General features: G+C 57.0%; 20 protein-coding genes. 13 read left to right on the top strand and 7 right to left on the bottom strand.

Features of this window, described 5'->3' with window-relative positions; translation table 11 throughout:
• Nucleotides 1-155 precede the first annotated feature (155 nt).
• From hslO to USG84_RS17755, 4 genes are all read right to left on the bottom strand, one after another.
• Entirely contained in the window at nt 156-1,040 is an 885-nt protein-coding gene (gene hslO, locus USG84_RS17770) for an Hsp33 family molecular chaperone HslO (RefSeq protein WP_161495995.1), read from the bottom strand.
• An 18-nt stretch (nt 1,041-1,058) separates the two neighbouring features.
• On the bottom strand, nt 1,059-1,460 hold the full coding sequence (hslR, locus tag USG84_RS17765; protein ID WP_028014669.1) for a ribosome-associated heat shock protein Hsp15: 402 nt from the start codon (nt 1,458-1,460) through the stop codon (nt 1,059-1,061).
• Nucleotides 1,457-2,140 carry a GMP/IMP nucleotidase gene (gene yrfG, locus USG84_RS17760; protein ID WP_151412434.1) on the bottom strand — a complete coding sequence of 228 codons (684 nt, stop codon included), beginning with the start codon at nt 2,138-2,140 and terminating at the stop codon, nt 1,457-1,459. Before yrfG ends, hslR begins: the two co-directional genes overlap by 4 nt.
• Before the next feature lie 67 nt (nt 2,141-2,207).
• Nucleotides 2,208-4,343 carry an intracellular growth attenuator family protein gene (locus USG84_RS17755; protein WP_320738402.1) on the bottom strand — a complete coding sequence of 712 codons (2,136 nt, stop codon included), beginning with the start codon at nt 4,341-4,343 and terminating at the stop codon, nt 2,208-2,210.
• A 322-nt stretch (nt 4,344-4,665) separates the two neighbouring features.
• Between USG84_RS17755 and nudE the strand changes: the two genes are divergently transcribed.
• Nucleotides 4,666-5,226 (top strand): ADP compounds hydrolase NudE, encoded by a 561-nt coding sequence (nudE, locus tag USG84_RS17750; protein WP_151412435.1) that lies wholly within the window; start codon nt 4,666-4,668, stop codon nt 5,224-5,226.
• Between the two features lie 88 nt (nt 5,227-5,314).
• Here nudE and mrcA read toward each other — a convergent pair whose 3' ends face one another.
• Complete coding sequence (gene mrcA, locus USG84_RS17745) at nt 5,315-7,867, bottom strand: peptidoglycan glycosyltransferase/peptidoglycan DD-transpeptidase MrcA (protein ID WP_253543386.1); 2,553 nt, start codon at nt 7,865-7,867, stop codon at nt 5,315-5,317.
• A gap of 120 nt (nt 7,868-7,987) precedes the next feature.
• Here mrcA and USG84_RS17740 point away from each other — a divergent pair, with 120 nt between their 5' ends.
• The 12 genes from USG84_RS17740 to trpS all read left to right on the top strand — a co-directional run bounded on the left by USG84_RS17740 (nt 7,988) and on the right by trpS (nt 17,947).
• Entirely contained in the window at nt 7,988-8,764 is a 777-nt protein-coding gene (locus USG84_RS17740; RefSeq protein WP_253543385.1) for a DNA utilization protein HofM, read from the top strand.
• On the top strand, nt 8,761-9,255 hold the full coding sequence (locus tag USG84_RS17735; protein ID WP_151412437.1) for a PilN domain-containing protein: 495 nt from the start codon (nt 8,761-8,763) through the stop codon (nt 9,253-9,255). The genes USG84_RS17740 and USG84_RS17735 overlap by 4 nt, the downstream gene beginning before the upstream one ends.
• Before the next feature lie 3 nt (nt 9,256-9,258).
• Complete coding sequence (locus tag USG84_RS17730) at nt 9,259-9,714, top strand: HofO (RefSeq protein ID WP_151412438.1); 456 nt, start codon at nt 9,259-9,261, stop codon at nt 9,712-9,714.
• Nucleotides 9,704-10,108, top strand: a complete 405-nt coding sequence (locus USG84_RS17725; protein ID WP_253543383.1) for a HofP DNA utilization family protein — start codon at nt 9,704-9,706, stop codon at nt 10,106-10,108. Before USG84_RS17730 ends, USG84_RS17725 begins: the two co-directional genes overlap by 11 nt.
• The gene (gene hofQ / locus USG84_RS17720) at nt 10,020-11,258 is read left to right on the top strand and encodes a DNA uptake porin HofQ (RefSeq protein ID WP_151412439.1); all 1,239 of its coding nucleotides are present in this window, start codon (nt 10,020-10,022) and stop codon (nt 11,256-11,258) included. The genes USG84_RS17725 and hofQ overlap by 89 nt, the downstream gene beginning before the upstream one ends.
• A 286-nt stretch (nt 11,259-11,544) precedes the next feature.
• Entirely contained in the window at nt 11,545-12,066 is a 522-nt protein-coding gene (gene aroK / locus USG84_RS17715) for a shikimate kinase AroK (RefSeq protein WP_003861630.1), read from the top strand.
• A 57-nt stretch (nt 12,067-12,123) separates the two neighbouring features.
• Nucleotides 12,124-13,212 (top strand): 3-dehydroquinate synthase, encoded by a 1,089-nt coding sequence (gene aroB, locus USG84_RS17710; RefSeq protein WP_061096873.1) that lies wholly within the window; start codon nt 12,124-12,126, stop codon nt 13,210-13,212.
• A 92-nt stretch (nt 13,213-13,304) separates the two neighbouring features.
• Nucleotides 13,305-14,597, top strand: coding sequence for a cell division protein DamX (gene damX, locus USG84_RS17705; protein WP_151412440.1), 1,293 nt, complete (start codon nt 13,305-13,307; stop codon nt 14,595-14,597).
• A 67-nt stretch (nt 14,598-14,664) separates the two neighbouring features.
• On the top strand, nt 14,665-15,477 hold the full coding sequence (dam, locus tag USG84_RS17700) for an adenine-specific DNA-methyltransferase (RefSeq protein WP_061096875.1): 813 nt from the start codon (nt 14,665-14,667) through the stop codon (nt 15,475-15,477).
• Nucleotides 15,478-15,518: 41 nt separating this feature from the next.
• Complete coding sequence (gene rpe / locus USG84_RS17695) at nt 15,519-16,196, top strand: ribulose-phosphate 3-epimerase (protein WP_023333698.1); 678 nt, start codon at nt 15,519-15,521, stop codon at nt 16,194-16,196.
• Entirely contained in the window at nt 16,189-16,950 is a 762-nt protein-coding gene (gene gph / locus USG84_RS17690) for a phosphoglycolate phosphatase (protein WP_061096876.1), read from the top strand. Before rpe ends, gph begins: the two co-directional genes overlap by 8 nt.
• Complete coding sequence (trpS, locus tag USG84_RS17685) at nt 16,943-17,947, top strand: tryptophan--tRNA ligase (protein ID WP_151412441.1); 1,005 nt, start codon at nt 16,943-16,945, stop codon at nt 17,945-17,947. The genes gph and trpS overlap by 8 nt, the downstream gene beginning before the upstream one ends.
• Before the next feature lie 144 nt (nt 17,948-18,091).
• Here the strand turns inward: trpS and USG84_RS17680 are convergent, their stop codons facing one another.
• Nucleotides 18,092-18,262: a YhfL family protein gene (locus USG84_RS17680; RefSeq protein ID WP_008503029.1), complete on the bottom strand. Its 171-nt coding sequence runs from the start codon at nt 18,260-18,262 to the stop codon at nt 18,092-18,094.
• A gap of 147 nt (nt 18,263-18,409) precedes the next feature.
• The gene (cysG, locus tag USG84_RS17675; protein ID WP_253543382.1) at nt 18,410-19,783 is read right to left on the bottom strand and encodes a siroheme synthase CysG; all 1,374 of its coding nucleotides are present in this window, start codon (nt 19,781-19,783) and stop codon (nt 18,410-18,412) included.
• Nucleotides 19,784-19,842: the final 59 nt, after the last annotated feature.

Here is a 19,842-nt window from a genome sequence, read left to right as displayed (position 1 = left end):
TACATGTAAGAAAACTACGTAAGGGTTACATTATGAAAACGATTCAGCTTTTGGGTGGATTTTTTTCCCCTCACCCTAACCCTCTCCCCAAAGGGGAGAGGGAACTAAAACACCCTCTCCCCTTTGGGGAGAGGGCAGGGTGAGGGGGTAGCGTATTAATGAACCTGCGGATCCGCCGGGGAGGCGTTATTGCGGATCTCAGCGATATCCATTGAATTGAACACGTAGTGCGTACCGCAGTAGTCACAGTGCATATCAATTTCGCCGTCTTCAGCCATGATGCTGTCGATCTCTTCATCCGGCAGGGTTTTCAGTGCGCCAGCGCAGCGCTCGCGCGAGCAGGTGCATTTGAACTCTACGGACTGCGGATCGTACACGGTCACTTCTTCTTCGTGATACAGACGCCACAGCACGTCGGTCGCCGACAGGTTGAACAGCTCTTCCGCCTTGATGGTTTCGGTCAGCGTCGCCAGATGCTCAAAGTCATTGGTCTGCGCGTCCTGCGCTGGCAGAACCTGCAGCAGCATGCCGCCCGCAGCAGGCTGGCCGTCCACTTCACCGGTACGGATGAACAGACGCGTTGGCAGCTGTTCGGAGCGCATGAAGTAATCTTCCAGGCAGGCTGCCAGGGTATCGCCTTCCAGACCGACCACGCCCTGATAGCGCTCACCTTCCTCCGGGGAGATGGTGATCACCAGGTAGCCATTGCCCACCAGCGTTTTGAGGTCTGCATTTTCAGGCACGTCGCCCTGAACGCGCGCCACGCCGCGCATCTGCTGCTGGTTATTGCCGTTGATCACCGCCAGCGTCATTGGGCCGTCACCCTGCAGCTGCACGGTGATATCACCGGCAAACTTCAGCGTTGCGGTCAGCAGGCTGGTGGCAACCAGCAGTTCGCCCAACAGGGTCTTCACCGGCAGCGGGTAGTTGTGGTTTTCCAGAATCTGTTTCCAGGTTTCGGATACGGTGACCAGCTCGCCGCGCACGGCGAATTGTTCAAACAGATAGCGGTGTAATTGGTCGTGTTGGGCCATTTTCATCTCTCGTGCGGGTGAGGGTTACTCGCTCTCACCGTGTTTAAATTTCATCAGATCGCGGCGCTCTTTTTTATCCGGTCGCCGGTCCGGGTGGGGCATGGTCAGCGCATTCATTTTGCGCGCCAGCGCGGTCTTCTCGCGCTTTTCAACGCTTTCTGCCGTCTCTTCGTAAAGCAGTACGGCTTCCGATGCGGGCCGCCGCTGTTCGGTAATGGCTTTAATCACTACCGTACGTTCGTCGTTGCCCTGGCGCAGCGTTAAGGTGGCGTTCAGCTCAACCAGCTTGCTCGGTTTGCTGCGTTGGCCGTTGTAATGCACTTTACCGCCGTCAACCATTTCGCGGGCAAGGGCGCGCGTTTTATAAAAACGGGCTGCCCACAGCCATTTATCCAGTCTTACCCCGTCTGAGGGCTTTTCTTTCATGGCGTCTCCTTCACGGTCAGTGAGGGGATCATCTGGCGGTAGTCGTTCAGTCCCGGATGGCGCAGATAGCTTTTCTCTGCCAGGCCAGAGTCAGGATTAGTGACGCCCAGACAATAGCGAATGCCAAACGTTGCCGCAGAACCCAGAATGGGCTCGCTGTCGTCAATGAATAGCGTGCGCTCCGGCTGCAGGCCGGTCTCTTCCTTCACCGCATGCCACAGCCGCTGATCCTCTTTCGGATAACCAAATGTGTGGGTGGAAAGTAATAAATCAAGGTGCGATGCCAGCCCCGTATGCTCCAGCTTCACGGCCAGGTTATGTGGATGCGCGTTGGTCAGCAAAATACGGCGCTTGCCGCTTGCTTTCAGCGCGTCCAGGAAGGGAACCGTATCTTCGCGCAGCACGGCGCGTGGTCCCTGGGCTGTGGTCATGGCACAAATATCCAAACCGAGGCGCTCGCTCCAGTAGTCCAGACAGTACCAGTTTAGCGTATGTTGCACCGCGCTATATTGCGAACGAATGAACGCCTGCGCTTCTGCCGGGGAGATACCCTGCTGTTCACCATAGGTTTCCGGCACCAGCTTTTGCCAGAAATAGTTGTCAAAGGCGAGATCGAGCAGCGTGCCGTCCATATCCAGCAGAACGGTGTCGACCTGCTGCCAGTCGATATCAAGATGCATAGGGGGGAACTCCAGCCAGAAGAAACGTGCGCGACAGGGTAGCACATCTTGTCGCGCAACGACGTTATCAGATCAGGCTCTCAGAGGAGGGGATCAGCTTAGGATTGAGGCAATTCTCGTAGTATTGCTGGATCTCCGCCAGACGGGTGCGGGAGCGCTGATAGCGGCGCAGGGCCATAAAACCGTTCCAGAAAATGGCGATCAGCATGGCGATCATCAGCAGAGAGGTGCCAATGTAACGCCACAATCCTGCGCTGTCCGGCATCCGGTGCAGGCCGATATGGCGCGTGCCGTTGGCGTCGGTGTAGATGCTTGTGACAATCCCTTCGGCGCTGAACGGCGTTTGCATCAGCATCTGCGCCAGACGCTGGAACTGGCTCCACTGCTCCTGGGCCGGGTAGTCATAAAGCGCGACCTGCGGGTAAGGCTGATCGACCAGGTCGCTGCCTTCATCGCTGGCAATCACAAAGCCGCCCGGCGCCGGACTGTTGAGCGCCTGAGCCGCCCGGGTGGTTTCGCGCATCATAAACGGCGATGTCGAGGTGGCGACCAGGTTATCAAGCGATTCCGCGCTGACCGGACGCAGCAGCACGTTGACGCCATCCAGTCGTCCCGCTTCGGCGCGTTTCACCAGCGAGTCCCAGTCTTTACTGTTCCCGAGGTTAACCAGCGCGTTTTTGAGGCGTACGCATTCATCCTGCGAGGAGCATAGGTCCTGGGTTTTCAGGACAATGTCGCCAAAATCATCCAGCAGAATCATGCCTGATTTCTGAATGGCGGAACGCAGCGCGGGGCTGACGCGTGAATCATCGTCCGGTTTCGGGTGCAGCTGGCGGTTGACCGTCTGGGTCAGCGCCGTGGCTTTATTCACCACTTCGGATTCCGGCAGCGGCAGCGGCGGGGCGTCGTTCCAGATAATTTGCGAACAGTCGAACGGCGTGAACGGTGAATTCTGGCGCGTGTTCCACGCCCCCGGGGTATGGATATTACACATCCCGGTGCCTTTCAGGCGCAGCGTATCGCCCACCCGTACACCCGCTTCATCGAGCTGGTTGACGCTGGTCGCCTCGATGGTCTGCGCGCCTTTGATCCACGACAGGGTAAATTTGATGGGCATATCCAGCGGCACGAAAAGCAGCAGCATGATAAACACCAGCGCGGCGCCGCCGGCGATGACCGTGCTGCGGAGCCAGTGCTGAAGCGGGAAATTTTTCACTTCATCATGCAGAGACAGGAAGCGCCCCTGGCGCACAACGTGGCGGTCAAGGTAGATATCAATATCGGTTTTCTGCCCTAAATCCTGCGCAATCCACGGCTGCCAGTGGCGCGGGTAGATCAGGTCTATAATACCGAGTGAAATATTGTTGAGATGCTCCTGATCGTTCTCACCGAACAGGCCCCAGCGCTTTGGCGTGCCGCGCAGGCAGTGGATCTCCCGCAGCGAGGTTTTGGCAGGTGGGGCAAATAGCCCCCACAGCCCGGCCGCAAGAAGCAGCACTGCGCCACCCGCCAGCCACGGGACAAAGACGTCCGGCGTCAGCAGGCAGACAAAAAAGAGCAGGAAAGCGGCAACGATAAGGATGGCTTCACGAATACCGTCCGGACGGCTCAGGGCGTACTCCTCATGCGTCTCCTGACGAATATTCAGCAGCTCAATCTGCTCGGTCTCTTCACCACGAATAGAGGCCTGCGTTGAACTGGCACGTTCCAGCGCAAAGCGCGGGGCTTCGTGAAGATAGTCATTCAGGGTATGGCCGTTGAGCGAGATTACCAGCGGCAGCGAATCGGTGTGAATCAGCTCAACGCTGTTCTCGTCGTTAATGTACTGCTCCCAGGACGGGGGCAGATGCACCTCAACGGAATCCAGGTAGTAGCGCCACTTGTTGGGGTCGTCAGTTGTAATGCCGTAGCGCGTGATGGAGCGCGTCACGCAGAGCACGGTGTCACTTTGCGCGTTCAGCTTAAGCGCCACAGGCGCAGCGGTGGCTCCCGTCGGCCCAGGCGTTAACTGAGAACGGTTAAGCGTTTCGAGATAGTTTTCAACTGCATCACGCTCGTCTTGCGAGAGTTTACGGGTTGTCGCACCCGCGAAGGCATTTAAAAAGGGCAGCCGGTAACGGCGCTGTATGCGTCGCCTGTATAGCCACCCTGCAATCAATGCGCTGACCAGCATAGCAGCGAGAACAATCAAAATGGTGCTCATGCTTTCCCCATCTTACTTATCTTACAGGTGTAGTCAGTAGCACCTTTACATTGAATGAGAGTCTGTGGCTGGCTATCGGCAAGTATGGAGTCGAACTTGAGCATTCTAAAGCGCATCCCAGTGACCGGTGATGATAGCAAAGCCTGTCATGGCGCGATATCAGCAAATTCCTGGAAACATTTCAACCTCTTGACATTTGTTTTGAATTGAGGATTGATCCCTGCTACGTTGCATAAATGTAAATAAAGAACAATTGACATTGCCGAAACCGTGCGGCATATCGCACAATAACGCCAGTTCACACTGCTAAGACCCCATCAAGATGAGCAAACCACTACAAAAACCCACCATTCTGAACGTTGAAACTGTCGCCAAATCGCGCCTGTTTAATGTCGAGAGTGTGGATCTGGAGTTCAGCAACGGTGTGCGTCGTGTTTATGAGCGTATGCGCCCCTCTTCGCGCGAAGCGGTGATGATTGTTCCTATCGTCGACGATCATCTGATTTTGATCCGCGAATACGCCGTGGGGACGGAATCTTACGAGCTTGGGTTCTCGAAAGGGCTCATCGACCCGGGTGAAACGGTCTTTGAAGCGGCAAACCGCGAGCTGAAAGAAGAGGTGGGTTTTGGCGCGAACGAGCTGTCGTTCCTGAAAAAGCTGAGCATGGCGCCGTCCTATTTTTCCAGCAAAATGAACATCGTGGTGGCGGAAGGTCTCTATCCTGAATCGCTGGAGGGAGATGAACCAGAGCCGCTGCCGCAGGTTCGCTGGCCGCTGGCGCATCTCATGGATCTGCTGGAAGACCCTGACTTTAACGAGGCTCGCAACGTGAGCGCGCTGTTCCTGGTTCGCGAGTGGTTGAAGGGGCAGGGGAGATTGTAGTGGCCTGATGCCCTCACCCCAACCCTCTCCCACGGGAGAGGGAGCAAACACAAAAACGGCAACCCGAGGTTGCCGTTTTGCTTTGTTGTCAGAACAGCTCGTGCGTCTCGCCGTTATCAATAATCTCTGTACCCACCTCGTGCACCGCCTGTGTGGTTGGCTGTGTACCTTCGATGAAATACTCGGCACGGCTATTACCGCCGTTAGCAAGCTGGCCGGTGCTGCGGTCAATATTGACCGTCACCACGCCCGGTGGCGGCGTCAGCGGCTGCTCCGGTACGCCTTCAAGAACGGATTTCATGTAGGCATCCCAGGCCGGCTGCGCGCTTTTGGCACCGCCTTCATAGCCGGAAATCTGATCTTTAATCGCGCCGGATGCCGTGGTACGGCCTAAATCACGGCGATGATCGTCGAAACCGATCCAGACTGACGTCACCACGCCCGGCCCGTAGCCGGAGAACCATGCATCCTTCGAGCTGTTGGTTGTCCCGGTTTTACCGCCGATATCGTGGCGCTGCAGGTCGCGCCCTGCTCGCCAGCCGGTACCCTGCCAGCCCGGTTCACCGAAGATGTTGGTGTTCAGCGCGCTCTTGATCAGGAACGCCAGCGGCGTGTTGATCACGTGCGGGGCGTACTCCTGCGCGCCGGTTTGCGCCACCAGCGACTGGTTGGCCTGCTCCAGCTGCGGCTGCGGCAAGACGATATTTGGCTGCTCCTGAGAAACGGCAGGGTCTTCCATGTCCTTGTTTTCGAGCACCTCGGATTTCGGCGTATTGCCGTAAATGACCGGAATATCACACTCTGGGCAGGCAATTTTCGGCTTCGCTTCAAACAGCACGCCGCCCTGGTCGTTCTCGATTTTACTGATGAAGTACGGGTCAACCAGGAAGCCGCCGTTAGCCATCACCGAGTACCCGCGCGCGACCTGAAGCGGCGTAAAGGAGGCTGAACCTAACGCCAGCGACTCGGTGCGAACGATGTTCTGCGCCGGGAAGCCGAAGCGCTGCAGGTACTCTGCCGCATAGTCGACGCCCATCGCGCGCATGGCACGCACCATCACCACGTTTTTCGACTGCCCAAGACCCTGACGAAGACGAATAGGACCGGCATACTCCGCAGGAGAGTTCTTCGGCTGCCAGTCGGAACCGGCACCGGCATCCCAGCGGGAGATCGGCACGTCGTTAAGGATGCTGGCAAGGGTCAGTCCCTTATCCATCGCTGCCGTGTAGAGGAACGGTTTGATGTTGGAACCGACCTGACGCAGCGCCTGCGTGGCGCGGTTGAATTTGCTCTGGTTGAAATCGAACCCGCCGACCAGCGCCATTACCGCCCCGTTCTGCGGGTTGATGGACACCAGAGCCGAGTTCACATCCGGTACCTGCGCCAGCCACCAGGCATCGCCCACCTTGCGCACCCAAATCTGCTGCCCGGTCTGAACCACGTCGGTCACTTTGCGCGGCGTTGGCCCCTGCAGGGTGTCCGAACGGTATGGACGCGCCCAGCGAATACCGTCCATGTGCAGGGAGACGGACGTGCCGTCCGCCAGCGTCGCAACGGCTTCCTGAGGATCGGCCTGCGTCACCACGGCAGGAAGGAGTGGACCATAGGTTGGCAGCGCCTTCAGCGTGCTGGTGATTTTTTTGCTATCCCACGCGCTTTCGCCCACTTTCCAGAGCACGTTCGACGGTCCGCGATAGCCGTGACGCATATCGTAGTCCATCACGTTATTGCGCACCGCGTCCTGAGCCGCCTGCTGCACTTTGCGGGTAACGGTGGTGTACACGCGATAGCCATCTTCATAGGCCTTGTCGCCATAACGGCTCACCATCTCCTGGCGCACCATTTCGGTCAGATAAGGGGCAGAGAAGGCAATCTCAGGGGCATGATAATTGGCGTCAATAACGTCGTTACGCGCCTGGTCGTACTCGCTCTGGCTGATATAGCCTTCGCTCAGCATACGTGACAGGACGACGTTACGACGTGAAGTGGCGCGATCGAGCGAATAAAGCGGGTTAAACGTGGACGGCGCTTTTGGCAGACCGGCAATGGTTGCCATTTCGCTTAAGGTGAGCTGCTCAACAGGCTTACCGAAGTACACCTGCGCGGCTGCCCCCACGCCATAGGCACGGTAGCCCAGGTAAATTTTATTGAGGTACAGCTCAAGGATCTCGTCCTTGCTCAGCAGCTGCTCAATGCGGATCGCCAGGAACACCTCTTTGATCTTACGCGTCAGCGTCTTTTCAGGGCTGAGGAAGAAGTTACGCGCCAGCTGCTGCGTAATGGTGCTCGCCCCCTGGGAGGCATGACCGGAGAACAGCGCAATGCTTGCGGCACGGAAAATCCCCACCGGATCGACACCGTGGTGCTCGTAGAAACGGCTGTCCTCCGTGGCGATAAAAGCTTTCACCATCACGGGGGGAATTTGGTTTAAGGTCAGCGGGATACGACGCTTCTCGCCATACTGCGCCATCAGCTCGCCATCGGCGCTATAGACCTGCATCGGGATCTGGAGACGCACATCGCGGAGCGTGGCGACATCAGGTAGCTGTGGCTCAATATATTTGTACAAACCGTAAATCGAGCCTGCTCCCAGCAGAATGCAACAGACTGCAAGGATGAATAAATACTTTACGAACTTCACCGGAGATTTCCCATTTGGTTTCACTTGGGCAGTTTCTAAACAATCGCGCGGTAGTATAAAGGCAAGCCTGATTCATTGATATAGCCGTCAAGGCGACGGGCGATAAGGAGATCGTGAAGCATGGCTTTCAAAACATGGCAAACGGGCGTTCATATTCAACAGGATAAGGTGCTGATTACGGCACTGGTCCGGGAGAGAGGCGGTTGGTACTTACGCCGCTGGTGGGCCATTTCTCTGGCCGAAGGCATCATTCGTGACGGCAAAATTTGTCAGCCAGAAGCGCTGGCCGATGCCTTACGCGGCTGGCGAAAAGCGCTACCGCACTACCACCGGGTATTCCTCTCCTTTCCTGCTGCACGGACTCTGCAAAAAACGTTGCCCCGCCCGGCACTTGCATTGCGCGACAGCGAGCAGCTCTCGTGGATGGGGGCCGCGCTTTCGCGCGAACTGGAGATGTCTGCAGAGTCCCTCTGTTTCGACTACACCCAGGACACCTTCAGCAATGCGTTTCACGTGACGGCCGCACAAAACAAAGAGGTTGAAACGCTTCTGGCCCTGGCGAAAACGCTACGCTTGCGGCTGGCGACCATCACCCCGGATGCCAGCGCGCTGGCGAACCTGCTGGCTGCGGTAGCGCCGACGCAGTGCGTCGCCTGGCGGGATGCGCATCAATGGCTGTGGGCCATGCGCCATCAGTGGGGGCGTCGTTATACCGCTGAAGCAGAAAACGTCACCGAGCTGGCGGCGCTGCTGGCCCTCAACCAGAACGACATCACGCTCTTTAATGACGAACGGACCCCATGGGAAACGCTGCAGCGCTGGCATGCGCCTCTTCCCGAATTCGGGGCCGACTATACCGTTGCGCTGGCGCTGGCCATGAGCGAGGTGCCTGAATGAACATGACCAACTTCTTGCCCTGGCGTCAGCAGCGGCGCGCGCGATGCCTGCGTTTCTGGGGCGGCGCGTTTGTCGGCATATCGCTGCTCGTGCTGGTGGCCGTTTTTAGCATGAGGATGAACCATCTGATAACGCTGCGCGCGCTGCAAACGCAACTGGCGGGTACGCAGTCCGTACAGCGTGGCCTTGTGTCTCGCCAGCGACCCACCGCAGAGGCGCAGAACCCCGCGGGCACGCCGCCGCGCCGCGCATGGCAACCGGTGCTGGAGTCGCTTGCTGGCGCCATGCCTGCGCAGGTATGGCTCACAGAGCTGCGTTATCAGCCTCCTGCTCTGATGTTAATCGGATATGCCACCACCCTGCCGGCGCTTTCAGCCTTGCGTAATGGGCTAAAGCACATAGACGGCTTTACGCCCGGGTCTGAGGGGGAACTCCGGCAGGATAGCCAGGGGCGCTGGATGTTCACTCTGCACTTGAAAAGCGAGGGGTAATGCGTGGAGACCTTGTTAGAACGCTGGTGTGAAAGTCGTCCCTGGTGTCGGCTGGTCTGCGGGGGGCTGGGTATTCTCCTGATGGTGCTGGCAGCATGGGGTGTATTGCTCCGGCCAGTAGAGCAGCAGTGCGCGGAGCGGCATCAGCAGTTGAGCCAGGCGGCGCGGACTAACGCGTCGCTGTGGCCCACCGCCAGCCAGGCGCCGTTTAGCCCGCAAACCCGGACGGCACTGGAGCTAAAGCCCTTTTCACCGCTCGATTTTCAGGGGGAGGGCACAAGGCTTCTTCACTGGAAGCCGTTGCAAAACGGCGGTGAACTGGCGCTGGAGGCGCAGTGGCAGGCGATCCCGCCTCTGTTTTCCCGGCTGGCGCAGCGGGATGTGCGGGTCGCTGCTTTTACGCTTTCGCCACAAAGTACGGCGTTACGCCTGCGGCTGGAGCTGGAACATGCGAAATAGCGCGAAATACCTGCTGGTTTGCTCGGCGCTGTTGTTGACAGGCATGCGCGATCCGTTTCGCCCGCCGGACGACCCCTGCGCCACAGCCGAGCTGGCACAGTGGCACTACCGCGGAATGGTGGGAGGGCAGCAGCGCGTTGGCATTTTGCAGGATGGGCAACGGCGCTGGCATCGCCTGAAAGCGCAGGATCGTTTCCCGGCGGGCTGGCGAATAACGGCTATCAATGAAACGGAACTGGTTGTTGATGTGGGTGACGCATGCGATCCCGAAGAATGGGTGTGGCAACGAGAAGGAAAGGATAAAAATGAGGTTAAGGATAGTGCTGTTGCTGCTGGCGTTCAGCAGCCCGCTGTGGGCCGCCGCGCCAAAGCCGGTCACGCTGGTGGTGGATGACGTGCCGGTGGTTCATGTGCTACAGGCGCTGGCTGCGCAGGAGAACCGTAATCTGGTGGTATCGCCGGATGTCAGCGGCACGCTCTCGCTTAACCTGACGCGCGTCCCCTGGCGGCAGGCGTTACAGACGGTTGTTACCAGCGCTGGGCTCGTTTTACGCGAGGAGGGCGGTATTTATTATGTTCATACCGCGGCCTGGCAGCGTGAACAGCGGGAACGTTTAGAGCAGGAGCGAGCGCGTCGACAGCTTGATGCACCGCTGGTCTCGCACAGCATCCCATTTTCTTATGCGGATGCCGGAGAACTGCAAAAAGCGGCTGAAAAACTCCTGAGCCCAAAAGGGAGTTTATCTCTCGACAAACGCACTAACCGTCTGCTGGTCAGGGATAGCCAGGCGGTGCTGGAGACGCTGCAGCAGTGGGCGGCTCAGATGGATATTCCCGTCGAGCAGGTTGAGCTGGCGGCGCACATTGTCACCATTAATGAAAAAAGCCTGCGTGAGCTGGGGGTGAAGTGGAATCTTGCCGAGGCCGCTGAGGCGGGCAAGGTTGGAGAGCTCACGACGCTTGGCAGCGATCTTTCCGTGGCCAGTGCTACCACGCATGTGGGGTTTAATATCGGGCGAATTAACGGCAGGCTGCTGGATCTGGAACTATCTGCGCTGGAGCAAAAACAGCAGGTCGATATTATCGCCAGCCCGCGGCTGCTGGCCTCGCACATGCAACCGGCCAGCATTAAGCAGGGAAGCGAGATCCCGTATCAGGTTTCAAGCGGTGAAAGCGGGGCGACCTCGGTGGAGTTCAAAGAGGCGGTACTCGGAATGGAGGTCACGCCGGTAGTATTGCCCGGTGGGCGCGTGCGCCTGAAGCTTCACATTAGTGAAAACATGCCGGGACAGGTGCTGCAGCAGGCCGATGGCGAAACGCTTGCCATCGACAAGCAGGAGATAGAAACCCAGGTGGAGGTAAAAAGTGGAGAAACGCTGGCGCTGGGCGGAATTTTCTCGCAAAAGAACAAAACCGGCAGTGATAGCGTGCCGGGGCTTGGGAGCATCCCCTGGCTTGGGCAGCTGTTTCGCCACGATGGAAAGGATAATGAACGGCGTGAGTTAGTGGTGTTTATTACGCCACGTCTGGTCGGTATTCACTAACGGGTAACGATCCCCGCAATGATTTTGCATTCAGTTTGTTGCAGATGTTTGACGTGGGGCATGAATTAGCATACAAGGAGTACCGATTTGAGTTGGACTTACGTCTTATTACCTTATGCGTCCGGCGCGGTGATTTAATCAGTTGCCAAACAAGCCGGAGTATTGAGATAATTTTTAGTCTGACTCTCGCTCTATTGCATATGAGGTTTCAGTTCATGTCCTGCTACGCCGGGTGTCTGCGAAGCGGGGATTACCATTAACGAATAGTCTTAGTAGTACCGATAAAATGGCAGAGAAACGCAATATCTTTCTGGTTGGGCCTATGGGTGCCGGCAAAAGCACTATTGGGCGTCAGTTAGCTCAACAACTCAATATGGAATTTTACGATTCTGATCAAGAGATTGAGAAACGAACCGGAGCTGATGTGGGCTGGGTTTTCGATGTAGAAGGCGAAGAAGGTTTCCGTGACCGAGAAGAAAAAGTGATCAACGAACTCACGGAAAAACAGGGCATCGTACTGGCGACAGGCGGCGGCTCTGTGAAATCTCGCGAAACCCGCAACCGTCTCTCCGCCCGTGGCGTAGTGGTCTATCTTGAGACGACCATTGAGAAACAGCTGGCACGTACGCAGCGCGATAAAAAGCGCCCGCTGCTGCAGGTTGAAACGCCACCACGCGAAGTTCTGGAAGCGTTGGCCGACGAACGCAATCCGCTGTATGAAGAGATTGCCGATGTGACCATTCGTACTGACGATCAGAGCGCTAAAGTGGTTGCAAACCAGATTATTCATATGCTGGAAAGCAACTGATTCTGGCTTTATATACACTCGCCTGCGGGTAAAAGCATTAAAGGTGGATGTCGCGTCATGGAGAGGATTACAGTTACTCTCGGGGATCGTAGTTACCCTATCACCATCGCGGCTGGTTTGTTTAACGACCCAGCTTCCTTTTTACCACTAAAAGCGGGTGATCAGGCGATGCTGGTCACCAATGAGACGCTGGCTCCGCTTTATCTCGACCGCGTGCGTCACCTGCTTGAGCAGGCAGGCGTAAAAGTCGACAGTGTGATTCTGCCCGATGGCGAGCAGTATAAAAGCCTGACGGTACTCGATACCGTCTTTACCGCATTGCTGCAAAAACCGCACGGTCGCGATACAACACTGCTTGCCCTGGGCGGCGGTGTTGTGGGCGATCTGACCGGCTTTGCGGCCGCAAGCTATCAGCGTGGCGTTCGTTTTATTCAAATCCCGACCACGTTGCTGTCTCAGGTCGACTCCTCTGTCGGCGGCAAAACGGCAGTCAACCATCCCCTCGGCAAAAACATGATTGGCGCGTTCTACCAGCCTGCGTCGGTGGTGGTGGATCTCGACTGTCTGAAAACCCTGCCGAAGCGCGAGCTGGCCTCTGGCCTGGCTGAAGTGATCAAATACGGCATTATTCTGGATGGCGAGTTCTTTAACTGGCTTGAAGAGAATATGGATGCGTTGCTGAGCCTGGATGAGGCGAAACTGGCATACTGCATTCGTCGTTGTTGTGAACTGAAAGCAGAAGTTGTCGCGGCAGACGAGCGTGAAACGGGCTTACGTGCTTTACTGAATCTTGGGCATACGTTTGGCCACGCCATTGAAGCCGAAATGGGTTATGGCAACTGGCTGCACGGTGAAGCCGTCGCGGCTGGAATGGTCATGGCAGCCCGCACCTCTGAACGTCTTGGGCAGTTTAAACCGGAAGAGACGGCACGTATCATTGCGCTACTTGAACGTGCAGGTTTGCCGGTAACCGGGCCGCAGGAGATGTCGGCGCAGGCGTATTTACCCCACATGATGCGCGATAAAAAAGTATTGGCAGGTGAGATGCGTCTTGTACTCCCGCTTGCAATAGGGAAGAGTGAAGTGCGCGGCGGAGTGTCGCATGATGTGGTTCTTGGCGCTATTGCTGATTGCCAGCAGGCGTAACAACTAGAAAGGTCAGGCCACTGTTACCGGTGGTCGTTTAGCTTCAGGCGAAATGCAAAGACGTAGGCATAAGCCTTTGAGTGGGGTGTTAAATGGATGAATTCAAACCAGAAGACGAGCTGAAACCCGATCCCAGCGATCGTCGTACTGGTCGTTCTCGTCAATCTTCAGAACGTGATAACGAGCCGCAGATCAACTTTGACGATGTTGATCTGGATGCAGACGATCGTCGCCCTTCGCGCAGCCGCAACGCGCGTGATGAGCGAGAAGAAGAGGATTATGAGTCCGAAGAAGATTCAATGGACGAACAGCCTGTAGAGCGTCGCCCGCGTAAACGTAAAAAAGCCGCTGCGCAGAAACCGGCCTCCCGCCAGTACATCATGATGGGGCTTGGCGTTCTGGTGCTTGTGCTGCTGATTGTCGGCATTGGCTCCGCGCTGAAAGCACCGTCCACCAACTCAACCGAACAAACCGCCTCCGCAGAGAAGAGCATCAACCTCTCCGGTAATGATGCGACGGATCAGGCGAATGGTGCACAGCCAGCGCCGGGTACCACTTCCGCTGAGCAGACTGCCAGCAACACAACGACGCCGCAGGACGTTTCTCTGCCGCCCGTTTCGTCAACGCCTGCTCAGGGCCAGGCCCCTGTCACGCCTGAAGGCCAGCAGCGTGTTGAAGTTCAGGGAGACCTGAACAATGCGCTGATGCAGCCGCAAAACCAGCAGCAGGTTGATAACGTCCTGGTTAACTCTACGCTGCCAACTGAACCTGCAACCGTCGCGCCGATCCACGGTGCTACCGCGCAGCCGCAGACTGCAGCAACGGAAACCAAGCCGCGCCAGGCGCAAACTGCGACGCGTCCTGAACGTAAGCAGGCGGTCATTGAGCCTAAGCGTGAAACTAAACCTCAGGCCGTAGTCAAAGCGCCTGAAGTGAAAGCACAGCCGAAACGCACTGAAACGACTGCCGTGAGCGAGCCTGCCAAAGCGCCGGTCACGCAGACTGCGCCAAAAGCGACGGCAACCACAACGGCACCTGCTGCCACCGCTGCGCCTGCCGCAACGGCGACGGCTTCCAGTGCTGCCGCAGGTAAAACTGCTGGCAACGTCGGTTCGCTGAAATCTGCGCCGTCCAGCAACTACACGCTGCAGTTGAGCAGTTCGTCTAACTATGACAACCTCAACGGCTGGGCGAAGAAATCGAATCTGAAAAACTACGTGGTGTATCAGACGACCCGTAACGGTCAGCCGTGGTACGTGCTGGTGAGCGGTGTGTATGCTTCTAAAGATGAAGCGAAGCGCGCCGTGGCGACACTGCCAGCAGACGTTCAGGCGAAAAACCCTTGGGCGAAGCCGATTCATCAGGTGCAGGCCGATCTGAAGTAATGTTTAAAGCGCAGGATGCTGTCGGAGCTTTCTCCACAGCCGGAGAAGGTGTAATCAGTTAGTCAGCATGAAAAAAAATCGCGCTTTTCTGAAATGGGCAGGGGGGAAATACCCCCTGCTCGATGATATTAAAAAGCACCTGCCAAAAGGCGAGTGTCTTATCGAGCCCTTCGTGGGCGCGGGATCGGTGTTCCTGAACACCGATTTTTCTCGTTATATCCTGGCGGATATCAACAGCGACCTTATCAGCCTCTATAACATCGTTAAGCTACGTACCGATGAGTATGTGGAAGAGGCGCGCAAGCTGTTTACGCCTGAGAACAACAGCCCTGACGTCTACTATCAGTTCCGCGCGGAGTTTAATCAGAGCCAGGATCCGTTCCGCCGCGCGCTGCTGTTCCTTTATCTCAACCGTCATGGCTACAACGGCCTGTGCCGGTATAATCTGCGCGGCGAATTTAACGTGCCGTTTGGTCGTTATAAGCGCCCGTACTTCCCGCAGGACGAGCTGTATCACTTTGCTGAAAAAGCGCAGAATGCAGAATTCCACTGTCTCTCCTATGAAGAGTGCATGGAGCTGGCAGGCGTAAACTCGGTGGTTTACTGCGATCCGCCTTACGCGCCGCTGTCTGCGACGGCGAACTTCACCGCCTACCACACCAACAGCTTCAGCCCGGCCGAACAGGCCCGTCTGGCGGAGATGGCGGAAAAGCTGGTCAGCAAAAGAATTCCGGTGTTAATTTCAAATCACGATACCCCTGATACGCGCGAATGGTACAAAGCCGCGAAGCATTTTCAGGTTAAGGTGCGGCGTAGCATTAGCAGCAACGGCGGCACACGTAAAAAGGTGGACGAACTCCTGGCTCTTTATCGCCCCTGAGCCGTTTTGCCCGCCGGTAAACACATTTCAAGGAGATGCGGATGAAACAGTTTTTGATTGCCCCCTCAATTCTGTCGGCCGATTTTGCCCGCCTGGGTGAAGACACGGCGGAAGCTCTCGCAGCTGGCGCAGATGTCGTCCATTTCGACGTTATGGATAACCACTACGTTCCCAATCTGACCATCGGTCCGATGGTGCTCAAGGCGCTGCGTAACTACGGCATTACCGCACCGATCGACGTTCATCTGATGGTGAAGCCTGTCGACCGCATCGTGCCAGACTTCGCCGCAGCGGGTGCCAGCATCATCACCTTCCATCCGGAAGCCTCCGAGCACGTTGACCGCACGCTGCAGCTGATCAAAGAGAACGGCTGTAAAGCGGGGCTGGTATTTAACCCGGCTACCCCGCTGAGCTATCTCGATTACGTGATGGACAAGCTGGACGTGATTTTGCTGATGTCCGTTAACCCGGGCTTTGGCGGGCAGTCGTTCATCCCTCACACGCTGGATAAGCTGCGCGAAGTGCGCCGTCGCATTGACGAGTCTGGCTACGATATTCGTCTGGAAGTGGACGGCGGTGTGAAAGTGAATAACATTGGCGAAATTGCGGCAGCGGGCGCGGATATGTTCGTTGCAGGTTCGGCAATTTTCGACCAACCGGATTACAAAAAAGTCATTGATGAAATGCGCCGAGAGCTGGCGAAGGTAAGTCATGGATAAATTGCAGGCAATTCGGGGTGTGGCATTCGACCTCGACGGCACGCTGGTGGACAGCGCGCCGGGCTTAACGAGCGCCGTCGATCAGGCGCTGTATGCACTGGAACTGCCCGTTGCGGGCGAAGATCGTGTTATTACGTGGATTGGCAACGGTGCCGATGTCCTGATGGAGCGCGCGTTGACGTGGGCTCGTCAGGAACGCGCGTCGCAGCGTTCCGCGCAGGGTAAACCGAGCGTCGATCACGCCGATATCCCGCAGGATGAGCAGCTGCGTATTCTGCGCAAGCTGTTCGATCGTTTCTACGAAGAGACCGTCGAGGAGGGGAGCTTCCTTTTCCCGGACGTCCAGGAAACCCTGAGCGCGCTGCACGCGAAAGGCATCCCGCTGGGGCTGGTGACCAACAAGCCGACGCCGTTTGTTGCGCCGCTGCTGGAGGCGCTGGATATCGCGAAATATTTCTCCGTGATCGTAGGCGGGGATGACGTGCAGAACAAAAAGCCGCATCCGGAGCCGCTGTTGCTGGTGGCAGGAAAATTATCCTTAACGCCTGCGGAGCTGCTCTTTGTCGGGGATTCGCGTAATGATATTCTGGCTGCCCGAGCGGCTGGGTGTCCTTCCGTCGGTTTAACCTATGGCTACAACTACGGTGAGGCCATTACGCTGAGTGAGCCGGATGTTGTGTTCGACCACTTCAAAGATTTGTTGCCCGCACTCGGGCTTTCGCACAGTGAACATCAGGAATTGAATAATGACTAAGCCCATCGTTTTTAGTGGCGCACAGCCTTCAGGTGAATTGACCATTGGTAACTACATGGGTGCGTTGCGTCAGTGGGTCAGCATGCAGGATGATTACCATTGCATTTACTGCATCGTAGATTTGCATGCTATCACCGCGCGTCAGGATCCTGAGAAGCTGCGCAAAGCCACCCTCGATACGCTGGCGCTGTATCTGGCCTGCGGTATCGATCCAGAGAAGAGCACCATTTTCGTTCAGTCCCATGTGCCGGAGCACGCGCAGCTGGGCTGGGCGCTGAACTGCTATACCTATTTCGGCGAGCTGAGCCGCATGACCCAGTTCAAGGATAAGTCTGCCCGCTACTCTGAAAACATCAACGCCGGTCTGTTCGACTATCCGGTGCTGATGGCGGCCGACATCCTGCTGTACCAGACCAACCAGGTGCCGGTGGGTGAAGACCAGAAGCAGCACCTCGAGCTGAGCCGCGATATCGCCCAGCGCTTTAACGCGCTTTACGGCGACGTATTCAAAGTGCCAGAGCCGTTTATTCCGAAATCCGGCGCGCGCGTCATGTCGCTGCTGGAGCCGACCAAGAAGATGTCCAAGTCTGACGATAACCGCAACAACGTTATCGGCCTGCTGGAAGATCCGAAATCGGTGGTGAAAAAGCTCAAGCGCGCGGTCACCGACTCCGACGAGCCGCCAGTGGTGCGCTACGACGTGCAGAATAAAGCGGGCGTCTCCAACCTGCTGGATATTCTCTCCGGCGTAACCGGCCAGAGCATTCCCGAGCTGGAAAAACACTTCGAAGGCAAGATGTACGGCCACCTGAAAGGTGAAGTGGCAGAGGCCGTTTCCGGCATGCTGACCGAGCTGCAGGAGCGCTACAACCGCTACCGTAACGACGAAGCCTTCCTGCAGAAGGTGATGAAAGACGGCGCGGAAAAAGCCAGCGCGCGCGCGCGCGAAACCCTGAAAGCGGTGTACGAAGCGATTGGGTTTGTGGGTAAACCGTAGGTAAAAGCAAAACGGTAACGACGTTACCGTTTTTAGGGTTTGTACCCTCTCCCCGTGGGAGAGGGCCAGGGTGAGGGCATCACGCCGCACTTTTCTAAACAAAAAAACCGGGGAATCCCCGGTTTTTTTACGCCTGAAAAACGCTTACTGCTGCGCCGCCGGGCCGCAACCGCCGATGATCTTCGAAATGGAGATCGCCGGATGCAGCAGGTAATCGTAGCTGCAGTTATTTTTAGTATTTTGAACGTGACCGGTGCAGGCGGTCAGAGTCGATAACAGGCCAACCAGAACGGCGGCTTTTGCCAGTTTGAACATACGCATTCCTTGTCTAAAAAAAAACAAAAATTAGGTGTAACACGAGGGAATAAATGGAAAAGTTCCACTATGCGGGCGGTATGTTATCGATAGTAATAAGAGGGGAGTAGTCCGCTTAAGGACTACTCGAAGAAGGGAGAATATGCGTTAGTGATTCGAGAACCAGTTCAGCTTATCGCGCAGTTCAACCACGCGACCAACAATAATCAGCGCCGGACTTTCAACCTGCTGCGCCAGCTCACCGAGCTGCGTCAGCGCGCCATTCACCACGCGCTGCTTGATTGACGTACCGTTTTCCACCAGCGCAACGGGCATATCCGCCTCCATGCCGTGCTCCAGCAATTTCGCCTGGATGGTGGCGGCCTGGTTCAGCCCCATGTAGAACACCAGCGTCTGCTTTTCAGCGGCCAGGTTATGCCAGTCCAGCTCGCTGCCGGTTTTCAGGTGGCCCGTGACCAGACGCACGCTCTGGGCGTAGTCGCGATGGGTCAACGGAATGCCAGAGTAGGCCGAACAGCCGGACGCCGCCGTAATGCCCGGCACCACGGAGAACGGAATGCCGGCATTGCACAGGGTTTCCAGCTCCTCGCCGCCGCGGCCAAAGATAAACGGATCGCCACCCTTAAGGCGCACCACGCGTTTTCCCTTTTGCGCTTCGCGCAGCAGGATCTGGTTAATCTCCTCCTGCGGCACGCAGTGGTAGCCCGCACGTTTGCCCACGAATACGCGGTCGGCGTCGCGGCGCACCAGATTCATGATGTCATCGGAGACCAGACGGTCGTAAACCACGATATCCGCCTGCTGGATCTGCTGAAGCCCTTTCAGGGTTAGTAAACCCGCATCTCCCGGCCCGGCCCCGACCAGCACCACTTCACCACGGTGATCCAGCGGCTCGTTCAGCAACTGCTCGGTCGTCTCTTCCACCGCTTTCGCGTCCTGATTCGCCAGCGACTGCGCCAGCCTGTCGTTAACGAAGAATTTCTCCCAGAAGCGACGCCGCTCGCCCACGGTTGAGAAGGTTTGCTTCACGCGGGAGCGGAGCTGCCCGGCGTAATGCGCTATCTGACCAAGGTGCTGCGGCAAAATAGCTTCCAGTTTTTCCCGCAGCAGGCGGGCAAGCACGGGCGAGCGGCCGCCGGACGACACCGCAATCATCAGCGGTGAACGGTCGATAATCGACGGCATGATAAAGCTGGCCTCTTTCGGCGCATCCACCACGTTGCAGAAGATCCGGCGCGCTTCACAGGCGTCGCTGACGCGCTGGTTCACTTCATCGTCATCCGTAGCGGCAATCGTCAGCCAACAGGTATCCAGCAGGGACTCATCAAACGCCCCCTGCACCAGCGTGAGCATCCCTTCCTGAGCCCAGACCTCAAACTGCGGAGCGAAGGCGAGGGCGTTGACGGTCAGTCGGGCTCCGGCTTCCAGCAGCAGGCGCGCTTTGCGTTCAGCCACATCGCCGCCGCCCACAAGCAGGCAGTCGCGATGGCGTAATTGACAGAAAATCGGCAGGTGGTCCACGACGTTACCTCACAGCATTCAAGGAGGGGGTAAGAATTGACGTCAGGATAACAGCAGGA

This window comes from Enterobacter sp. 168J2, from assembly GCF_034107265.1.
GTDB lineage: Bacteria > Pseudomonadota > Gammaproteobacteria > Enterobacterales > Enterobacteriaceae > Enterobacter > Enterobacter nematophilus.
This window is presented reverse-complemented; position numbering and strand designations above follow the sequence as displayed.